We start from the raw sequence: 19,055 nt of genomic DNA on the forward strand, positions 1-19,055 counted from the left end.
GCCGTATAGAAAACATGCAAGGTCGCAGGCTGACATAGAGACTCTATGTCATAGGTGGTAGCATGAAAGAAAAAACATAGGGAATTTATATGGCTACTGGCACAATAATCTCGTTGGGATTGTATTTTGTTGTAATGTTGGGGATAGGTCTTTTTGCCTATCGGCAGACAGATACCAACGTAGAAGGCTATATGCTTGGCGGTCGCCAGCTTGGCCCAGCCGTTACAGCACTATCAGCGGGCGCATCTGATATGAGCGGATGGATGCTCATGGGCTTGCCCGGTGCAATGTACGTTTCAGGCTTATCTGCAGGCTGGATTGCAGTCGGTTTAACATTGGGTGCTTTAGCAAATTATATGTTAGTCGCACCGCGTCTTCGTGTTTACACGGAAGTAGCTAATAACTCCATCACCCTCCCCGATTATTTTGAAAACAGATTTGCCGATAATTCGCGTTTATTACGTGTGATTGCGTCGGTAGTAATTGTTATTTTCTTCACTTTGTATACTTCGTCGGGTGTGGTTGCTGGCGGTAAACTCTTTGAGACTTCATTTGGTTTATCTTATGAAACTGGCCTCTATGTTACTGCAGGGGTGGTCGTTGCCTACACACTAGTGGGCGGTTTTATGGCCGTTAGCATGACCGACTTCGTACAAGGCTGTATTATGTTTGTTTCATTGGTGATGGTTCCTGTTGTTGTCATCAGCGAACTTGGAGGAATTGGCGCTTCAATTGATGCCCTTGAGAATATCAACCCCGCTTTGTTCGATGCATTTATGGATGCGTCCACCAATGAAGCATTAAGTGTGATAGGCATCGTTTCACTGATGTCTTGGGGCTTAGGCTATTTCGGACAGCCGCACATTATCGTTCGCTTTATGGCTATCCGTTCCGTTAAAGATATCCCTACAGCACGTAATATCGGCATGAGCTGGATGATTGTGTCTATCATCGGTGCATTAATGACGGGGCTGTTTGGCCTTGCTTACGTCACAGGAAATGGTAACGAAATCGATCCGGAAACCGTTTTTATCTACTTGTCTCAAATTCTTTTCCACCCGCTTATTGGTGGCTTCCTCCTTGCTGCCATTTTAGCTGCGATCATGAGTACTATCTCGTCTCAGCTGCTAGTAACCTCTAGCTCACTCACTAGCGATTTTTATCAGGCGTTTCTTCGCCGAGACGCATCAGATGGCGAGCTTGTGATTGCGGGCCGTGTCAGCGTAGTGGTTGTCGCACTTGTGGCTATTTACCTCGCTTACGACAGAGACAGCACTATCTTAACCTTGGTAAGTAACGCATGGGCGGGCTTTGGCGCTGCGTTCGGCCCGTTGGTATTATTCAGTTTGTTTAAGCGCGAAATGACGCGCCGCGCCGCTTTAGGCGGAATGGTAGTTGGCGCAGTAACCGTATTGTTGTGGATTTATCTCCCCATCGAGATTGGTGGTCAAAAGCTTGGCGAGTGGATGTACGAAATTGTCCCAGGGTTTATTTTGTCTAGTTTAACTATCATGATTCTTAGTAAATCAGGTTCTCCACGAGAAGGTGTGGTAGATACGTTTGATGCTTTTCAAACGAAGCTAGGTGAAAAATAACGGCATAAACTAAATAAAAAATAAGGCCCCGCTCAGATTTCTAAGCGGGGCCTTTTTGTTTTCTAGTCTTGAAAAAACAGGCCTTATGCTTCAATTGCATGACAGTTTTATTTAAAGGAATAAGATAGCTATTTTAAATAGCAAAATCGCATACTACTTTTCAAAATAAATATGCTATCGTTCTATGCAGAAATATAACCCGCTTATAACTTTTTTATATATAACATAAAATTCGGACTTCAAAATGACTGCTAGTATCCCGTCTGTAACGCATTTGAAACAACTCGAAGCCGAGAGTATCCAAATTTTCCGTGAAGTTGCTGCTGAGTTTGAAAACCCAGTAATGCTTTATTCTGTCGGAAAAGACTCTTCTGTGTTGCTTCACCTTGCCCGTAAAGCATTTGCGCCAGGTAAGATTCCTTTTCCATTGCTTCACGTAGACACCACGTGGAAATTTGGTGAAATGATCAAGTTCCGTGACGAGCAAGCTAAGAAGCACGGTTTTGATCTGCTGGTTCACATCAACGAAGAAGGTGTGAAAGCGGGTGTAGGTCCGTTTACGCATGGTTCAGCAAAACACACTGATATCATGAAAACGCAATCACTTAAGCAGGCTTTGAATAAATATAAGTTCGACGCTGCGTTTGGTGGCGCACGTCGCGACGAAGAAAAGTCTCGAGCTAAAGAGCGTGTTTATTCATTCCGCGACAGCAATCACCGCTGGGACCCAAAAAATCAGCGTCCAGAGCTTTGGAATATTTATAACTCGCAAGTTAACAAAGGCGAGAGCATTCGTGTATTCCCAATGTCTAACTGGACTGAGCTAGATATCTGGCAATATATCTATCTCGAAAACATTGATATTCCACAACTTTACCTTTCTAAGCCTCGCCCTGTGGTTGAGCGTGATGGCGTGTTAATTATGGTCGATGACGACCGTATGCCACTTGAAGAAGGTGAAGTACCAGAGATGCGCTCTGTACGCTTTCGTACTCTTGGTTGCTACCCTCTTACGGGTGCTGTTGAGTCAAAAGCAGCGACATTGCCTGAGGTTATTCAAGAGATGCTTCTTACCAAAACGTCTGAACGTCAAGGTCGCGTTATCGACCATGACAGCGCAGGCTCTATGGAGAAGAAGAAAATGGAAGGGTACTTCTAATGGCCACCGACAACGTTGTTTGGCATAAACACGAAGTGAATAAAACCACCCGCTCAGAGAAACTACGCCAACAACCTCGCGTTTTTTGGCTAACAGGCTTGAGCGGTTCAGGTAAATCGACACTGGCTAACTTGCTAGAGAAAAAGCTTCACGAGCAAAACAAGCACACCTATCTGCTAGACGGCGACAACGTGCGTCACGGTTTGTGTGGCGACTTGGGCTTTAGCGATAAAGACCGAGTTGAAAATATTCGCCGCATCAGTGAAGTGGCCAAGCTATTTGTTGATTCAGGCACCATAGTGCTTACGGCGTTTATCTCTCCTTTTAAAGCGGATCGAGACTACTGCCGAAACTTGTTGGAAGACGGTGAGTTCGTTGAGGTGTTTGTGGATACCCCGCTTGAAGTATGTGAGAAGCGCGACCCTAAAGGATTGTACAAAAAAGCACGCAGCGGTGAGATTAAAGACTTCACAGGCATTGATTCCGCTTATGAGGCCCCTGAAGCGCCAGAAGTTCACTTAACGTATCAGGATGAACCAGCAGAGCAAACCGCTGAGCGTTTGTATGCTTTGCTTCAAAATAAAGGATTGGTGTAATGACACAGCCTATCAACGCACTTGCACAAAAAGTGTTAGCTATCGCTAAAGAAGCGGGCGATAAAATAATGGCGATTTACGAAAAAGATTTCGCCATTTACGAAAAGCAGGATACGAGCCCCCTAACTGAGGCTGACCTTGCAGCGCATAACGTTATTGTAAAAGCCCTTGAAGCGGAATCTGACTTACCAATTCTTTCAGAAGAATCAGCAGATATTGCATGGGATGAGCGTAAAACTTGGTCATCATACTGGCTGGTTGACCCGCTGGACGGCACCAAAGAATTTATTAAGAAAAACGGCGAGTTTACGGTAAACATTGCACTTATCGAAAATGGTAAGCCAACCATGGGTGTGGTTTACGCGCCAGCACTAAACAAAAGCTATGTAGGCATTGTCGGTAACGGTGCGTGGACCGAAGTGAATGGCGAATTTACCGCTATTTCTGCGCGTAAGCACAACGGTGCAGAAGTGTGGAAAGTCGTTGGTAGCCGTTCTCACCAAAGCCCTGAGATTCAAAATTTATTGGCACAGCTTAATGGTGAAACCGAGCTTGTAGCAATGGGCAGTTCACTGAAGCTTTGCTTGGTGGCCGAGGGCGAAGCGCACCTTTACCCTCGTTTAGGCCCAACATCAGAATGGGATACAGGTGCAGCACACGCTGTAGCATTGGCGGCTGGCGCAAACGTCACCGTACTTGACCCTGAGAACCCATTAGATGACAACGCTGACGCTCTTACCTACAACCAAAAAGAGTCTGTGTTAAACCCCTTTTTCCTTGTGAGCGCATAACATGAACAATGAAAACGAATTATTAAGACAGGACATTCTGTCCTACCTTGAGCAACACGAACAGAAAGACATGCTACGTTTCCTTACTTGCGGAAGCGTGGATGATGGTAAAAGCACCCTTATTGGTCGCTTACTTCACGATTCGAAAATGATTTATGAAGACCAACTTGCTGCGATTACCAAAGACAGTAAAAAAGTGGGGACTACTGGTGAGAAAGTTGACCTTGCGCTTCTTGTAGATGGCCTTCAGTCTGAACGTGAACAAGGCATTACGATTGACGTAGCATACCGCTACTTCTCTACTGACAAGCGTAAGTTCATTATTGCTGACACCCCAGGACACGAGCAGTATACGCGTAACATGGTAACGGGCGCGTCTACCTGCGACCTAGCCATCATTTTGGTTGATGCCCGTGGCGGCGTTAAAGTGCAAACGAAACGTCACTCCTTCCTAGTGTCGCTTCTTGGCATTAAGCACGTTATTGTTGCTATCAACAAAATGGATTTGATGGACTATTCAGAAGAGGTGTACAACCAAATTCAGGAAGACTATTTGAAGTTTGCAGAGCAGCTTGATATTCCTGATATCCAATTTGTGCCTATTTCAGCCCTAGAAGGCGACAACGTTGTAGGCAAAAGTGAAAAGACGCCTTGGTTTGACGGCACACCATTAATGGAAATGTTGGAAAACATTGAAATTGGTGAAGATGACAACCTTGAAGATTTCCGCTTCCCGGTGCAATACGTTAACCGCCCTAACCTAGATTTTCGCGGGTTTGCAGGTACGGTAGTTTCTGGCCAAGTTGCGCCAGGTGACGAAATCACTGCGCTGCCTTCAGGTAAAAAGTCTAAAGTTAAGCAAGTGGTTACATTCGAAGGTGACCAAGAGCGAGCCTACGTGCCACAAGCGGTTACTTTAACGTTAGAAGACGAAATCGACATATCTCGTGGCGACATGATTGTTAAGTCTGATAACTTGCCATTGCTTAACACTCAGTTCAAAACGCACCTTGTGTGGATGAGTGAAGAGCCGCTAATGCCAAACAAGCAGTACTTGTTTAAGTTCGCGACTAAATCGACACCTGGGGTTGTTGCTCACATCGATAATCAAATTGATGTGAACACGCTTGAAGAAACGGATGCTATGCATCTTAATCTTAACGAGATTGGTGTGGTTGATGTTAAGTTTACACAACCTGTTGCCTGTGACCCATATAAACGCAACCGCCCAACGGGATCATTCATCGTTATCGATCGTTTAACTAACGGCACGGTAGGTGCAGGTATGATCATCGACGAAATTGCAGGTGATGCTCAACACATATCGCCAAACTTCTCTGAGTTCGAGCTTGAATTCAATGCCCTAGTACGTAAGCACTTCCCGCATTGGAACTCTGTGGATATCAGTAAACTATAAGCAGGACTGGAGCAATATGGATGTGACCCAGTTCATTGTACTGGCAGTTTTTGTTGGTACGATATGCGCGCTGATCTTTACCAATCAGCGCCCTTCCACTGTGTTTTCAGGTGCAGTGTTAGTTTTACTGGTTACTCAGCAGTTATCGTTGGATGACATCTTGCTAAACCTAACAAACAAGGGTCTTATCACCCTTGTTTTGTTGCTTTTAGTAAGTAGTGCAATAGACAAAACGGCGTTAATTAAACGGCTTGGAAGAAAGCTAGTGAGTGCCAATTTCACTCAGTCATACTGGCGACTTTTTTCCTTAACCTTTGTTTCATCGGCGCTTTTAAACAATACGGCTATTGTGGCAAGCTTAATTGGCCCTATTAAACAAAACCAATATCACCCCGCCTCTCGACTGTTAATTCCGCTTTCTTATGCCGCTATTTTAGGCGGTACAGTAACGTTAATTGGCACATCGACCAACCTTATCGTAGACAGTTTTTTACAGGAAAATGGGCATCCTGGCTTCAACTTTTTCGATTTCACCCTATACGGAACGGTAGCCGGACTTAGCTGTGGCTTATTGATGTTTTTGATGCTGCCTTTTTTGCCGCACATCGGCAATAAAATTAACAATTATCAAGAGTATATGGTTGAAGCTAAAGTTGAGCCCGGCTCTGAACTAATAGGTAAAACCGTAGAAAAAAACCACTTGCGTAACTTACCTGAGCTTTTCTTAGTTGAAGTAGTTCGCAAAGGTAATCTAATTTCACCGGTAGGCCCAGACTTGGTGATTTTGGAAAACGACAAGCTCATCTTTTCAGGTAACGTGCAAAAGCTAGATAACTTAAGCCATATTAAAGGGCTTAGCATGTTTGCAGAAACCGACGGTGTACTTCGTGAAAGCTTAACCGAAGTTGTCGTGGCCAATCGGGCGCAGATTATTGGTCAAACCATTAAAAAACTAGGATTTAGAGCCTTGTTTGACGCAGCCGTTGTAGCCATTCGTCGCGACGGTGAACAGCTATCAGGGAAGCTTGGAGAAATAAAGCTGCAAGCTGGGGATTTCCTTTTATTGGCAACTGGACCGGATTTTGCGACGCGTCAAAATTTGAATAAAAACTTTTTTATTTTGTCAGAGCAAAAAATTTCGCGGCCACTTACCAATAAGCAAGAGTGGATCACTCTCGGCGGCTTCCTAACCACCGTTTTATTGGCAGCTGCAGACGTGATCTCATTGGCTATCGGCTTGTTGTTTCTAGCTGCGGTCCTTGTTGGTGTTAAGGTAACAAACAATGGCGAAATGAAGCGCAACCTCCCACTGAACTTGATTATGGTGATTGTTGGCGCATTAAGCTTGGCTACGGCATTAGAAAACTCAGGTGTAATAAGCACGACAACATCTGCACTTATGCCCGTGTTATCTGATACAGACTGGTTTATTGCGCTTGTGGTTATCTATTTACTTACACTCGTTTTAACCGAGTTTGTAACCAATAATGCAGCAGCGGCGTTAGTATTTCCGTTTGCCTATGGGTTGGTGCAAATTATTGGTGCGCCACTTATGCCATTTGCATTAGCAGTAGCATTTGCGGCAAGCGCTAGTTTCATTTCGCCTTTTGGTTATCAAACTAATCTGTTGGTGTATAACGCGGCGAATTATAAGTTTTCCCATTTTATAAAGATGGGGCTGCCTATTTCAGTACTTTACAGTTCTATTGTTCTTACCTTGCTGAAGGTTACATATCTATAAAAAATAGGAGCCTCGGGGAGTTTCCCCCCGCGGCTCCTTTTTCGGTTACGTATTAGAGCCAAAAGCAAACCAACTGACCTATGGGCGGTAAGCAAGTCGTGTAACGTGATAAACAGGTTGTTATAGAGGGATGCGATAGCTTCGCTTTTTTACTCAGCAAAAGTCGCCTTACTTAATAACGCCATTCATTTTCCCTTACAAATATCAACATGTTGTGCTGTACATCACTTATAGCCACAAGTACCCTGAACTTTAATGGTTCATCTGCTTGAGAATAGGCCAAAGTGAGTTTCTGGCAGTTGATCATGGCAATGTTCGCGTAACAACTTATAACGAAAAAGGAGTGTAGGATGCACAACGTATCTAACCCTTTCCAAGCGTGTAACGATATTTTCTTTAAACCAAACGGCGTTTTTAAAGCGGTTGGAGAGAACAACAATTGGAGCTGGATGCCATTTCTATTGATAATGGCTATGTCGTTGGTTTCTCAATATCTCTACGTGAATTTTGTAGATATTGAATGGTTTGCAGAAATGAACGTTGCCGCGCAAGGCGACATGAGCCCTGCAGAAGAAGACCATATAAAAGCATTCTTCACAAGAGAAACGCTGCTTTGGTCATCATTGATTGGCGCCTTTTTTGTTCCCATTATTGCTAGTGCTGCTTATGCAGTATATGTGAACCTTATGACGCGCTCAGACGATAGCCATGTTTATGGGTTCACCGACTGGTATGGCTTTGCATGGTGGATATCTATGCCCTATGTATTGACAGGCTTGGTTGGTTTAGCGCTGCTTTTACTCTCAAGCGATCACCAGGTAACACCAACCATTTTGTCACCAGCTTCTTTAAGCTTTGTTGCAGATATTTCTATGGACTCACCGTGGTACGAGCTAGGGCAAGGGGTTAGACTAGAGCTATTTTGGGGTATTTACCTTGCCACGGTAGGCATTACGCAGTGGACTTCATTTTCACTGAAGAAAGCGGCAATCATTGCTAGCGCGCCGTATATCGTCATTTACGGCATATGGCTTACCGCGTTAGCCATTATCTAGTTTATTTCTTACAGCATGCGCTGTTTCTTTCGAATTGAAAAACAGCGCCGTTGCATCCCTTTCAAACCACACTACGCGAGGCTATCACGCTGGCTATACTACTTAAGCAAGACGACACTATTCCCACAAAGGAAGCTGTTTGGTAGGTTTGCTTCCTAGCCTTAGCGGTCTAAAGTAATCTGTATTTTTGTAAAATGCTTCGTTTTGTTCGTTGTGCCACAAGGGCACACCCAGCAACGGCAAGGGCTTTAAAAGCGGTGTAGACTGAAAAGAGTCTAGTGACTTTACACGTTGCATCATGGCTTCATCTAGCACAGCGCGCTGCCGCCACTTGGTAAGCTTACCAAAACCATGTGGCACAGACACAGCCAACCACTTACCCGTCAAACCGATAAACGGGTTCAACATCATTTCTAAATTAGCATGTCCAAAAACGAACGGTGTAATTTCATTGTGCCAACGTGCTTTATTTGCAACGAAAGCTTGCTCCCACTCGTGAGAGGCGAGCTGTAGTAGAAAAGTTTCAAGCATCTGGCGAGCAGATTTTTGCTGGTCTAAATCATGGTCTAGACAAGGCGCTTCTACAGCAAGGACTACACCACACTCATCGAAATGAGTAATGCGATTTCTACGTGCGGTTCTAGGGTTCACACCATATTGATTAATGTCTGTAATGTGCAACTCGTTTAGCAATGACTTTGTTTTGGGGAATTGTAGCCAAATCAGCGCATTAAATAAGTCGTGCCAGCTTTGCTCACGTGTCGGCACAACGCCATCTTCGCTAATAATCGTTTCGTAGTAACGCTTTTCTTCTTCAGGGAACAGGCTTTGCCCCTTAAATATTGGCCCCTGCCATTGACGGTAATAGTGTGATGCTTTTTCATTAAGTAACTCAGGGCTTGGAAAGTGGCTACAGTTCAGTAACCCTAGTTCACTTAGGAGTTCATTGACTGGGGCACTCGCGTGGTTTAGCAGGTAGTCTTTACAGAAAGGGATTGAGTCTGATTGCATATGAACTATTGGTTCGCCAAGGGGTTTTCTCTATACTTGGCGGGTATTGTAGAGCAAACAGAGACCAACAATGAAAAAAATGTTTTTGCCATTGCTTGTACCTACCCTTCTTGGCGTAAGTGCATGCTCCCCATCAAGCGACAGCGCATCACAAAACCAGTCAGCTAGCAAAGAAATGCCAGCAGCATCAAATTTCGACAGCGTATATAACAGCATTTCAGACAGTGATATCCGCGAGCCGCTCAAAATACTTTCATCAGACGAATTCGAAGGCCGCTTGCCTACTACAGAAGGTGAGAAAAAAACCATCGACTATCTTGTAAGCGAGTTTAAAAAAGCGGGTCTTCAGCCTGGTAATGGCGACAGCTTTTTACAAAAAGTTGCGTTGATGGAGATCACCGCAGACCCAGACATGACGATGGTCATTGGCGATAACAACTTCGTGTATAAAGAAGACATGGTGGCATCGTCAAAACGTGAGCAAAGCTCTGTTGCGCTGGAAAACTCTGAACTTGTTTTCGTGGGTTATGGCGTTAATGCACCAGAGTATGATTGGAACGATTACGAAGGGTTAGATGTTAAAGGCAAAACGGTTGTAATGCTTATTAATGACCCAGGTTTTGAAAACCCTGAAAGTGGTAAGTTTCAAGGCACCACTATGACCTACTACGGTCGTTGGAGCTACAAGTACGAAGAAGCGAGCCGTCAAGGTGCTGCAGGCGCCATTATTGTTCATGAGACAGCGCCAGCCTCTTACGGCTGGTCGGTTGTCGCAAACAGCTGGAGTGGCCCGCAGTACGGTTTAGTGAGTGCTGACAAAGGCGCAAGCCGTGTGGCAGTTGAAGGCTGGCTAACGCTTGATGCAGCGAAAAAAGTATTTGCAGATGCGGGCCTTGATTTTGATAAAGAGAAAGCCAATGCAATGCAAGGGCCTTACAACAAGGCTATGGATATTAAAGCGTCTGTAACCGTTAAAAATACTTTCGAAAAATCTGAGAGTAACAACGTGATTGCAACGCTACCCGGCGCCGAGCTGCCTAACGAACACGTGATTTACACCGCGCACTGGGATCATTTAGGCAAAGACGAGAGCAAAGAAGGCGACCAAATTTACAATGGTGCGCATGACAATGCGACTGGTACAGCGGCTGTATTAGCCATGGCAAACGCTTTCTCAGCGCTAACCCCTGCGCCAAAGCGCTCTATTTCATTTTTAGTGGTTACAGCAGAAGAGCAAGGCTTGTTGGGAAGTAAGTTCTACGCTAGCAACCCTGTTATTCCTATTGAGAACACCGTGGCAAACATCAATATGGATGCCATGAATGTGCTAGGTAAAACCAAAAATGTTGCTGTTGTAGGCATGGGTAAGTCGGAAATGGAAGATTACCTTGAGAGCGCTGCAGCGAAGCAAGGTCGCGTGCTCACTCAAGAGGACAGACCGGAAGCAGGATACTACTACCGCTCAGACCATTTCAGCTTTGCCAAACAAGGCGTACCAGCACTTTACGCAGAAGGTGGTAACGAGCCCGCCGATGCAGAAACCGCAAAGTACAGAAAACGCATGAACGTTATTGTTACGGGTTGCTATCACCAAGTGTGTGATCAGTATCGTGACGACTGGGACTTAAGCGGGATTGTTCAAGACACACAGATGCTTTTTGATGTGGGTGTGGGTGTGGCAAATGCCGACGCATGGCCTAAGTGGGATGAAGCCAGCGAGTTTCAACGCAAAAACTAAAGTGATCAGAAAGCCGCTTAACAGTAGTGGCTTTTAAAGTAATATTAAGATAGGCCTCATATTGAGGCCTTTTTTGTTTTTTTAACGATTCGAGTACGTCAAATAGTGTAAATGAAGGTTCACCGTACAAACAGACTGCCAAATGTCACTTGCGCTTTTTGTTATAAATACCCGTGTATTCAATTTTCAATTAGGATGAAAATGTTAATAAACGGCTATTTTGGGATAAATAGAATAATAATTTCCATTTTCTCATCATAATGTACTTGCAATTTCCAGCCAGACTGGCACATTCAAAGGCACGCGAATAAGAACAACAACAAGTCTTCGCCCACTCGAACGCGAGTACCGACAGAAAAAACTTCAATTTTTTTTCAACAAGTGAACAGAGAGAATCCGTTATATGTGTGGTATTTTCGGTATCCTTGATATCAAAACCGATGTGTCTGAACTCAGAACCCAAGCCCTCGATTTATCTAAACTTTTGCGCCACCGCGGCCCTGATTGGTCAGGTATCTGGAATAATGACAATACCATTCTTTGCCACGAGAGATTGGCGATTGTCGACGTAGATACTGGGGCACAACCTCTAATCAGCCAGAATGATAAGCAAATTCTTGCTGTTAATGGTGAGATTTATAACCACAAGCAGCTTGCTGCTTCTTTAAACGAGCCATACCCATTTAAAACTCGCTCAGATTGTGAAGTCATTCTTCCACTTTTTCAGCAAAAAGGTATCGACTTCATTGATGAGCTAGAAGGTATGTTCGCGTTTATTCTTTATGATGAAGAACAAGACGCTTACCTCATTGCCCGTGACCACATTGGAATTATTCCCCTTTATACGGGTTACGATGAACACGGAAACTTCTACGTATCATCTGAAATGAAAGCGCTCGCCGGCGTATGTAAAACTATCAGTGAATTTCCTCCGGGCCACTACTTGTGGAGCAAAGAAGGAAAGATCACCAAGTACTACAAGCGCGACTGGATGGAATACGACAACGTCAAAGACAACACCAGCGACTTAGAAGAACTTCGTGTCGCTTTTGAGAAAGCAGTGAAATCTCACATGATGTCTGACGTTCCTTACGCGGTGCTATTATCAGGAGGCTTAGACTCTTCGTTAGTATCGGCTGTTGCCGCCCAATATGTGGCAAAGCGCGTGGAAGACGAAGATAAAACCGACGCATGGTGGCCTCGTCTACACAGCTTTGCTGTTGGTCTTGAAGGTGCGCCAGATTTAAAAGCGGCGAAAAAAGTGGCCGACATGATTGGTACCGTACATCATGAAATTCACTTTACGATTCAAGAAGGCTTAGATGCCATCCGTGATGTTATCTACCATTTAGAAACGTATGACACCACAACCATTCGTGCCGCGACGCCAATGTATTTAATGACCCGTAAAATTAAAGCAATGGGCATTAAAATGGTGCTATCGGGTGAAGGTTCTGATGAAATCTTTGGTGGTTATCTTTATTTCCACAAAGCACCAAATGCGAAAGAATTCCACGAAGAAACTGTGCGCAAACTAGACCGCTTGCATATGTTTGACTGTGCTCGCGCTAACAAAGCCACGTCGGCGTGGGGTGTTGAGGCCCGCGTGCCGTTCCTAGACAAAAACTTCATTGACGTGGCAATGCGTTTAAACCCACAAGACAAAATGTGTCTTGATGGCAAGATGGAAAAGTGGATCTTGCGCAAGGCATTTGATAATGGCGAAACCCTTCCGGCAGAAGTACTGTGGCGCCAAAAAGAACAGTTTGGTGACGGAGTTGGTTACTCATGGATTGACTCCATCCGCGATTTCGTAGATAGCGAAGTAACTGACCAACAGCTCGCAACTGCGGAATTCCGCTTCCCGGTAAACACGCCGGATACGAAAGAAGGTTATTACTATCGCACTATTTTTGAAAGCTACTTCCCTCAAGAAAGTGCAGCGCGTTGTGTACCTGGCGGAAAGTCGATTGCGTGTAGCACAGCAGAAGCCCTGGAGTGGGATGAGAGCTTTAAGAACAACGCCGACCCTTCAGGTCGCTCGATGAAAGGCGTGCATGCTGGAGAGTCTTAATTTCCGCAGGTGTTAACTACATAAAAACTAAAAACGCGACTTACGTCGCGTTTTTTATGAAGGTTACTCTTGTGAACTTTCGTTTTGGGGCTTATACCACAGCGCTGAATTGCTTAGTGGTGTCTCTGCTGGTAGTAGTGGATTTTCTAGCGTAAAAATTTTGCGGTCATTTACGCCCAAAGATTCTAAGATAGGAGCGTAAGTTGATTCAAACAGTGCATCAAATGACCCATCTTCTATCGCTCTGTTAAGACCCGTTTCGATAAGATGTGCCAACGTTTTGTTACTTGAACTAACAAAGTAATACATAGCCGTTGGGTAATATAATGCCATAGAAGGCTCAAGAAAAAGGTTATTGCGACGACCTTCTACATCGAGTTCAGCATCTACTTCCATAACAGAACGAGGGAAGAAATCACCTTTTCCCTGCCCAATCATGTCATACGCTTCGCGAAACTCTGGAACGGTAAATACGTTAAACCCATTGGCTTGGAGTATTTTGGTATCTGGCCACTCTTCGCCCTGAACAGGAATAAGCTTACGCATGTCTGTCAACGATAGAACATCATCAAACTTATTTTTTTTAACCGGGTTTAACACAAAAACACGAAGGCCAATTAGCCCTTTTGCAATGGGAACACGAATTGGTTTCAGCTCTTTCTCTCGCTGCGTGTCTGTCATACTCCAAACAACATTCACTTCCCTATTCTCTTTAAGCTGCCGCATAGCCTTTCCGGTAAGCAGTATGCGGTCAGAAGGGCGAAGCTCGTAGTTCACACCGGTTTTATCCAGCGCTAGTTTTAGAAGAGCAATAGGATATTGAGCCCTAGCGTCAGAGTCATCTATAGGTCGCGGATAGGTAATAGTCCATAGCGCCCCCTTTGCAGTTGACGCGATAAGGAAAGAACATAAAGCAATCCCGGCTATAATGGCTTTAAGTAGCAGTTTGAAGCTAAGCATTTTCTTAATGTCCTATCTTAATTCTAGCATGCGGACTGTAATCGCATGTTTTGCAGTTTTGATAACCGCACTGGTAGCAACTATTCAATGCCGATATATTTATGCGTTTGTAAAGATAGCCGCCAGTTACGCTCAATACAAGTGCGAACAGCAAGTTCTGTAGCTCGCTTTTGTTGGCTAATTGGTTGTAAACAAACTTGTTTTCCTTCTAAGTTTGATACGTTTTCAAGTAATGCATCAAGCTCATCAATATGCTTTTGCATAGCAATCGGGTGCTTGATTTCATTGGCTCTTTCCAACGCACTAACCAAAACGTCATACCCGCCTTTCATGTTTATTTTTGGAGAGACGGTGACATATGTACGCTCATCACAGAGCACTTCAAAGGTGCCGCTGGTCTCAATTTGCGTGGTGTATCCGTTGTCGTGTAGCAAGGTCGTTAATGGGCGCAAGTCATACATACACGGCTCACCACCGGTGATAACCACGTGCTTTGCCACATATCCTTGCTGGTTAAACTCAGTCAGCAACGCGTCTTCGCTAGAGATAAAATAGGTTTCCGACTCCTCGCCTTTAGTAATGACGGCTTGCGGCGAAACACTTAAGTCGGGCTTAATTTCCCAAGTATGTTTAGTATCACACCAAGGACAGCCTACAGGGCAACCTTGTAGACGAACAAAGATAGACGGAATACCAGTGTGAGCACCTTCACCCTGGATGGTTTCAAACATCTCATTGATGTTTAATGTGGACATTTCAGACAATTTGACACCCTTTAACGATTGTATGTTGGGATTTTACCAAGGATCACATAAAATTCGGTCATAATTTCTTAAATCTTCTAAAACTATGTCAGAAAACGTTGTTGTTATCTATTCAGGAGGCATGGACTCCTTCACCGTGTTACACAAAGCACTCAAAGCTGGTAAAAAAGTGCATGCACTGAGCTTTAACTACGGACAGCGCCACAAGAAAGAACTCGATTACGCGGCAAACGTGTGTAAATCACTCGGTGTCCCACATAAAATTGTTGATATTAGCGCTATTAACACGCTAATAGGTGGTTCAGCGCTTACCTCGGACATAGAAGTGCCTGAAGGACACTATGAAGAGCCAAGCATGAAACAAACCGTGGTACCTAATCGGAACATGATTTTATTGTCCTTAGCGGTAGGTTATGCGGTTAGTTTAGAGGCTAACGAAGTTTATTACGGCGCTCACTCTGGTGATCATGCAATTTATCCCGACTGTCGTCCTGAATTTGTGCACAAAATGAATGACGTATGCGGTATTGCTAATTATACGCCTGTAACCATTATGACGCCTTACATTGATGACAGCAAAACCGCAATTTTAACCGACGGTCTATCGATGGGGTTAGACTATGGGCAAACCTGGACGTGCTATAACGGCAGAGAAAAAGCGTGCGGAAAATGCGGTGCCTGTGAAGAGCGTCTAGAAGCGTTCAAGGAAAACAACGCTATTGACCCATTAGAGTACGAGTAACCTAGATTCTATAAAGTGCGTAATGATAAACACCTCTTACTTTACATTGTTCGCTTTACGAAAAGCGGACTCAAAGTTTGAGGTGTTTTGCTTCTCTGCAGTTTATGCTACGTCTGACACTACTTTTGGCTTTCAGAAATGAAATAGCTCAATTCTTTAATGCAATGACGCAGTACAGGGTTCAACCGCGTATTTTTTCCATTCATCACAAATAGTTCATGGTTAAAGTTAAATAAGCTTCCCTTTGCGATTGGAACAAGCCCAAGGGCGGCACCTTGTTCTTTTGCCATATAATCTGGCAGTAACCCAACGTACTCTCCTGTCATTATCGCTGACATTGCGGCGTCGTATGAATCAGAGAAAGTTTGAATAGATAATCGAGTTTCATCTTCGATATAGTTAGCCGATGACAAACCCGAAATTCCGATGGCAGGGTAATCGCCAATGTTGACCCCTTCAGGAAGTTCTGTATCACGATATTTTGCTAACGGGTGGGTTGGAGCACAATATAGTCGCCCTTGCGTTTTAATGCCTATTGGGTGAAAAGTCACTGACTCAGGCTTCACCATATCATAGGTTGAAACAACAAGATGGCATTCACCAGAAAGTGCGACGTGCTCCACTTCATTATAAAGACGCGTTTGAATATTTACGTGGATGTCATCAAACTTTTTCATCGTACTTTTAACCGCTTTACTTACGGCTAAATGCATCGACAATGGGAGACCGGCCATTAGCACCAGTGTGATATGACCCGAGTAATCATCGTGGAGCGACTTTAAATTGAAAACAAAGTTGTCAAAGGCATTGAAGATGCGTTTTGTTTCTTGAAAAACAACCTCACCTTCTTTTGTCATTTGAAAGCCACCACGACCGCGATGGCACAACACCAGATCTAATCGTTCTTCCAGCTTCTTTATAGCGGCGCTGATATTTGGTCGTTGCATACGCAACACGGGTTCTGCCGCAGTAAATCCGTTGCAGCTTGCTACCGCGTAGAATACACGCAGTAACTTTATATCTGACTCCTGAAGACGGTTAAGCATATTAGCACCTGTTTATAGGTATAGTTATCGATACTCAAACCTGAACTATATGCAACTAATTGTGCTATTACAACGATATTTTACGGCTTTTCATCTCATTTTTTATTAATTATCTAACTTATGTGCTAACAGAGTCTTAACTTCCGTTGGTAACTTCAGTCAGAATAAAGGCGGGTTTATTGAGTAAGGCACATGAAAAAACGATGTGGGTTATCCGAATTCATACGGAAAACCCACGTAAAACTGAATACACGTCAATTTGAGCTTATTTTTAAGACAAGGTTACAACTTGTTTTCGCAACGCTTCAATATCATCACGTAGCGATGCAGCTTTTTCAAATTCAAGCTCACGCGCATATTCGAACATTTGCTTTTCAAGCTCGGTAATTTGATCCATTAATTCGGTAGCACTTGCTGCTTTTTGTTGCTTTTTCTTCTCTTCAACTTTGCGCAGCCTTACCTTACCTGATGCTGGGTGTGCACTTTCACCTAAATCCATGATGTCGGTAATCGGTTTATTTAGTCGCATCGGAGTAATACCATTCGCTTCGTTATGAGCCATTTGTTTTTCGCGACGACGATTTGTTTCGTCCATGGCTTTTTTCATGGATTTAGTAATGCTATCTGCATACAAAATAGCTTTACCATTTACATGTCGTGCAGCTCGACCGATTGTCTGAATCAGCGAGCGCTCTGCGCGTAAAAAGCCCTCTTTATCCGCATCTAAAATGGCAACTAATGACACTTCAGGCATATCCAAGCCCTCACGCAACAGGTTAATACCAACCAACACGTCGAATTTGCCTAAACGAAGGTCGCGGATAATTTCTATACGCTCAACAGTGTCGATATCTGAGTGTAAATAGCGAACTTTAACGCCATGCTCATTCAAGTATTCGCTTAAGTCTTCAGCCATGCGTTTCGTTAGTGTGGTGATAAGCACCCTCTCATCAAGCTCTACACGCTTTTGAATCTCAGAGAGAACATCATCGACCTGAGTCGCAACAGGGCGAACTTCAATTACTGGGTCTAGCAGGCCTGTAGGCCTAACCACCTGCTCTACTATTTCACCGTCTGTTTTCTTCAGCTCATAGTCGCCAGGCGTTGCAGAAACATAAATAGTCTGAGGACAGATTTGCTCGAACTCTTCGAACTTCAACGGGCGGTTGTCTAACGCCGACGGAAGTCTAAACCCGAATTCAACGAGCGTCTCTTTTCTCGACCTATCACCGCGATACATGGCACCTACTTGGGAGACTGTAACGTGCGATTCATCGATGAACATCAAACCGTCTGCGGGGAAGTAATCTAATAAGGTTGGCGGCGGCTCGCCCGGTGCACGGCCCGATAGGTAGCGTGAGTAATTTTCAATACCAGAACAATACCCAAGTTCCATCATCATCTCGATGTCAAATTGAGTCCGTTGAGAAATTCGCTGTTCTTCAATAAGCTTGTTTGCCTCTTGAAGCTGACTCTTACGTTCGCCTAATTCATCCTTTATGTGCTCAATTGCGTTAAGAATTTTCTCGCGAGGCGTCACGTAGTGAGTTTTCGGGAAAACCGTTGCACGGATAACTGACTTATCAACCGCACCCGTAAGCGGGTCAAACAAGCTGATTTTGTCTATTTCATCGTCGAACAGCTCAACCCTTACCGCTTGCTTTTCAGAGTCGGCTGGGAAAATATCAATAACGTCACCACGAACGCGAAACGTACCACGCTCAAATGCTAAGTCATTGCGCTTATATTGTAATTCGGCAAGACGGCGCAGAATATCTCGCTGATCCATGGTGTCGCCCTGACGCAAATGCAACAGCATTTTCATGTAGGATTCAGGGTCACCCAAACCATAAATAGCAGACACACTTGCTACAATGACTACGTCGCGGCGCTCCATTAGCGCCTTAGTTGCCGATAGTCTCATCTGTTCGATATGATCATTTATAGACGCATCTTTTTCAATAAAAGTATCGGTACTGGGGACATATGCTTCTGGCTGATAATAATCGTAATATGAAACAAAATACTCAACCGCATTGTTAGGGAAGAACTCTTTCATTTCCCCGTACAGCTGAGCGGCCAGCGTTTTGTTGTGAGCAAGAATTAGCGTAGGTCGCTGCACTTCCTTAATGACATTCGCCATCGTAAAGGTTTTACCAGACCCAGTCACACCTAGAAGCGTTTGGCCTGCCAAGCCACTCTCTAGACCATCTACTAAGGCTTCAATTGCCTTTGGTTGGTCGCCTGCTGGCTCATACTTAGAATGAAGCTCAAACCCTCTACTCATTTACCTTACCTTTATTCACCTTAATTCTTGTTTACCTAATTACCCGTTCTTATGCTCTGTGCATGAGAGAAATACGAAG

General features: G+C 44.3%; 15 protein-coding genes. 10 read left to right on the forward strand and 5 right to left on the reverse strand.

The genetic code is table 11. The annotated features are described in order from the left end of the window. The first annotated feature begins 89 nt into the window (after positions 1 to 89). From putP to ACHUFN_RS04015, 7 genes are all read left to right on the forward strand, one after another. Positions 90 to 1,595: a sodium/proline symporter PutP gene (gene putP, locus ACHUFN_RS03985; RefSeq protein ID WP_394220997.1), complete on the forward strand. Its 1,506-nt coding sequence runs from the start codon at positions 90 to 92 to the stop codon at positions 1,593 to 1,595. Positions 1,596 to 1,839: 244 nt separating this feature from the next. Then, a complete protein-coding gene (gene cysD / locus ACHUFN_RS03990; protein ID WP_394220998.1) occupies positions 1,840 to 2,754 on the forward strand; it encodes a sulfate adenylyltransferase subunit CysD in 915 nt (304 codons plus the stop codon). Further along, complete coding sequence (cysC, locus tag ACHUFN_RS03995) at positions 2,754 to 3,350, forward strand: adenylyl-sulfate kinase (protein ID WP_394220999.1); 597 nt, start codon at positions 2,754 to 2,756, stop codon at positions 3,348 to 3,350. The genes cysD and cysC overlap by 1 nt, the downstream gene beginning before the upstream one ends. Beyond that, complete coding sequence (gene cysQ / locus ACHUFN_RS04000) at positions 3,350 to 4,141, forward strand: 3'(2'),5'-bisphosphate nucleotidase CysQ (RefSeq protein WP_394221000.1); 792 nt, start codon at positions 3,350 to 3,352, stop codon at positions 4,139 to 4,141. Before cysC ends, cysQ begins: the two co-directional genes overlap by 1 nt. A 1-nt stretch (position 4,142) precedes the next feature. Beyond that, positions 4,143 to 5,558, forward strand: coding sequence for a sulfate adenylyltransferase subunit CysN (cysN, locus tag ACHUFN_RS04005; protein ID WP_394221001.1), 1,416 nt, complete (start codon positions 4,143 to 4,145; stop codon positions 5,556 to 5,558). Between the two features lie 16 nt (positions 5,559 to 5,574). Then, positions 5,575 to 7,299 (forward strand): SLC13 family permease, encoded by a 1,725-nt coding sequence (locus ACHUFN_RS04010; RefSeq protein WP_394221002.1) that lies wholly within the window; start codon positions 5,575 to 5,577, stop codon positions 7,297 to 7,299. A gap of 350 nt (positions 7,300 to 7,649) precedes the next feature. Beyond that, positions 7,650 to 8,354 (forward strand): YIP1 family protein, encoded by a 705-nt coding sequence (locus ACHUFN_RS04015; protein ID WP_394221003.1) that lies wholly within the window; start codon positions 7,650 to 7,652, stop codon positions 8,352 to 8,354. Positions 8,355 to 8,471: 117 nt separating this feature from the next. Here ACHUFN_RS04015 and ACHUFN_RS04020 read toward each other — a convergent pair whose 3' ends face one another. Further along, a complete protein-coding gene (locus tag ACHUFN_RS04020; protein ID WP_394221004.1) occupies positions 8,472 to 9,365 on the reverse strand; it encodes a DUF3025 domain-containing protein in 894 nt (297 codons plus the stop codon). Between the two features lie 70 nt (positions 9,366 to 9,435). Here ACHUFN_RS04020 and ACHUFN_RS04025 point away from each other — a divergent pair, with 70 nt between their 5' ends. Next, positions 9,436 to 11,103: a M28 family metallopeptidase gene (locus ACHUFN_RS04025; RefSeq protein ID WP_394221005.1), complete on the forward strand. Its 1,668-nt coding sequence runs from the start codon at positions 9,436 to 9,438 to the stop codon at positions 11,101 to 11,103. 403 nt (positions 11,104 to 11,506) lie between these two features. Further along, positions 11,507 to 13,177, forward strand: coding sequence for an asparagine synthase B (asnB, locus tag ACHUFN_RS04030; protein ID WP_394221006.1), 1,671 nt, complete (start codon positions 11,507 to 11,509; stop codon positions 13,175 to 13,177). Between the two features lie 63 nt (positions 13,178 to 13,240). On the opposite strand, the gene ACHUFN_RS04035 is transcribed toward asnB, so the two are convergent. Continuing rightward, positions 13,241 to 14,137, reverse strand: coding sequence for a type 2 periplasmic-binding domain-containing protein (locus ACHUFN_RS04035; RefSeq protein ID WP_394221007.1), 897 nt, complete (start codon positions 14,135 to 14,137; stop codon positions 13,241 to 13,243). 80 nt (positions 14,138 to 14,217) lie between these two features. After that, positions 14,218 to 14,892 carry a 7-carboxy-7-deazaguanine synthase QueE gene (gene queE / locus ACHUFN_RS04040; protein ID WP_394221045.1) on the reverse strand — a complete coding sequence of 225 codons (675 nt, stop codon included), beginning with the start codon at positions 14,890 to 14,892 and terminating at the stop codon, positions 14,218 to 14,220. 94 nt (positions 14,893 to 14,986) lie between these two features. Here queE and queC point away from each other — a divergent pair, with 94 nt between their 5' ends. Then, positions 14,987 to 15,643 carry a 7-cyano-7-deazaguanine synthase QueC gene (queC, locus tag ACHUFN_RS04045; protein WP_394221008.1) on the forward strand — a complete coding sequence of 219 codons (657 nt, stop codon included), beginning with the start codon at positions 14,987 to 14,989 and terminating at the stop codon, positions 15,641 to 15,643. A gap of 119 nt (positions 15,644 to 15,762) precedes the next feature. Here queC and ACHUFN_RS04050 read toward each other — a convergent pair whose 3' ends face one another. Both ACHUFN_RS04050 and uvrB read right to left on the reverse strand, forming a co-directional pair. Further along, positions 15,763 to 16,689 carry a LysR family transcriptional regulator gene (locus ACHUFN_RS04050; RefSeq protein WP_394221009.1) on the reverse strand — a complete coding sequence of 309 codons (927 nt, stop codon included), beginning with the start codon at positions 16,687 to 16,689 and terminating at the stop codon, positions 15,763 to 15,765. A 271-nt stretch (positions 16,690 to 16,960) separates the two neighbouring features. Next, positions 16,961 to 18,976, reverse strand: a complete 2,016-nt coding sequence (uvrB, locus tag ACHUFN_RS04055; protein WP_394221010.1) for an excinuclease ABC subunit UvrB — start codon at positions 18,974 to 18,976, stop codon at positions 16,961 to 16,963. Between the last annotated feature and the right edge of the window lie 79 nt (positions 18,977 to 19,055).

The organism is Alteromonas gracilis (assembly GCF_043642145.1).
In the GTDB taxonomy this organism is placed as follows: domain Bacteria; phylum Pseudomonadota; class Gammaproteobacteria; order Enterobacterales; family Alteromonadaceae; genus Alteromonas; species Alteromonas gracilis_B.

Bases quoted from the DNA above. Each gene is read 5' to 3' on its own strand.
- ACHUFN_RS04010 (WP_394221002.1), top strand. From the start codon at position 5,575: ATGGATGTGACCCAGTTCATTGTACTGGCAGTTTTTGTTGGTACGATA.
- asnB (WP_394221006.1), top strand. From the start codon at position 11,507: ATGTGTGGTATTTTCGGTATCCTTGATATCAAAACCGATGTGTCTGAA.
- putP (WP_394220997.1), top strand. From the start codon at position 90: ATGGCTACTGGCACAATAATCTCGTTGGGATTGTATTTTGTTGTAATG.
- cysD (WP_394220998.1), top strand. From the start codon at position 1,840: ATGACTGCTAGTATCCCGTCTGTAACGCATTTGAAACAACTCGAAGCC.
- ACHUFN_RS04035 (WP_394221007.1), bottom strand. From the start codon at position 14,137: ATGCTTAGCTTCAAACTGCTACTTAAAGCCATTATAGCCGGGATTGCT.
- ACHUFN_RS04020 (WP_394221004.1), bottom strand. From the start codon at position 9,365: ATGCAATCAGACTCAATCCCTTTCTGTAAAGACTACCTGCTAAACCAC.
- ACHUFN_RS04025 (WP_394221005.1), top strand. From the start codon at position 9,436: ATGAAAAAAATGTTTTTGCCATTGCTTGTACCTACCCTTCTTGGCGTA.
- cysN (WP_394221001.1), top strand. From the start codon at position 4,143: ATGAACAATGAAAACGAATTATTAAGACAGGACATTCTGTCCTACCTT.
- queC (WP_394221008.1), top strand. From the start codon at position 14,987: ATGTCAGAAAACGTTGTTGTTATCTATTCAGGAGGCATGGACTCCTTC.
- uvrB (WP_394221010.1), bottom strand. From the start codon at position 18,976: ATGAGTAGAGGGTTTGAGCTTCATTCTAAGTATGAGCCAGCAGGCGAC.
- ACHUFN_RS04050 (WP_394221009.1), bottom strand. From the start codon at position 16,689: ATGCTTAACCGTCTTCAGGAGTCAGATATAAAGTTACTGCGTGTATTC.
- cysQ (WP_394221000.1), top strand. From the start codon at position 3,350: ATGACACAGCCTATCAACGCACTTGCACAAAAAGTGTTAGCTATCGCT.
- ACHUFN_RS04015 (WP_394221003.1), top strand. From the start codon at position 7,650: ATGCACAACGTATCTAACCCTTTCCAAGCGTGTAACGATATTTTCTTT.
- cysC (WP_394220999.1), top strand. From the start codon at position 2,754: ATGGCCACCGACAACGTTGTTTGGCATAAACACGAAGTGAATAAAACC.
- queE (WP_394221045.1), bottom strand. From the start codon at position 14,892: ATGTCCACATTAAACATCAATGAGATGTTTGAAACCATCCAGGGTGAA.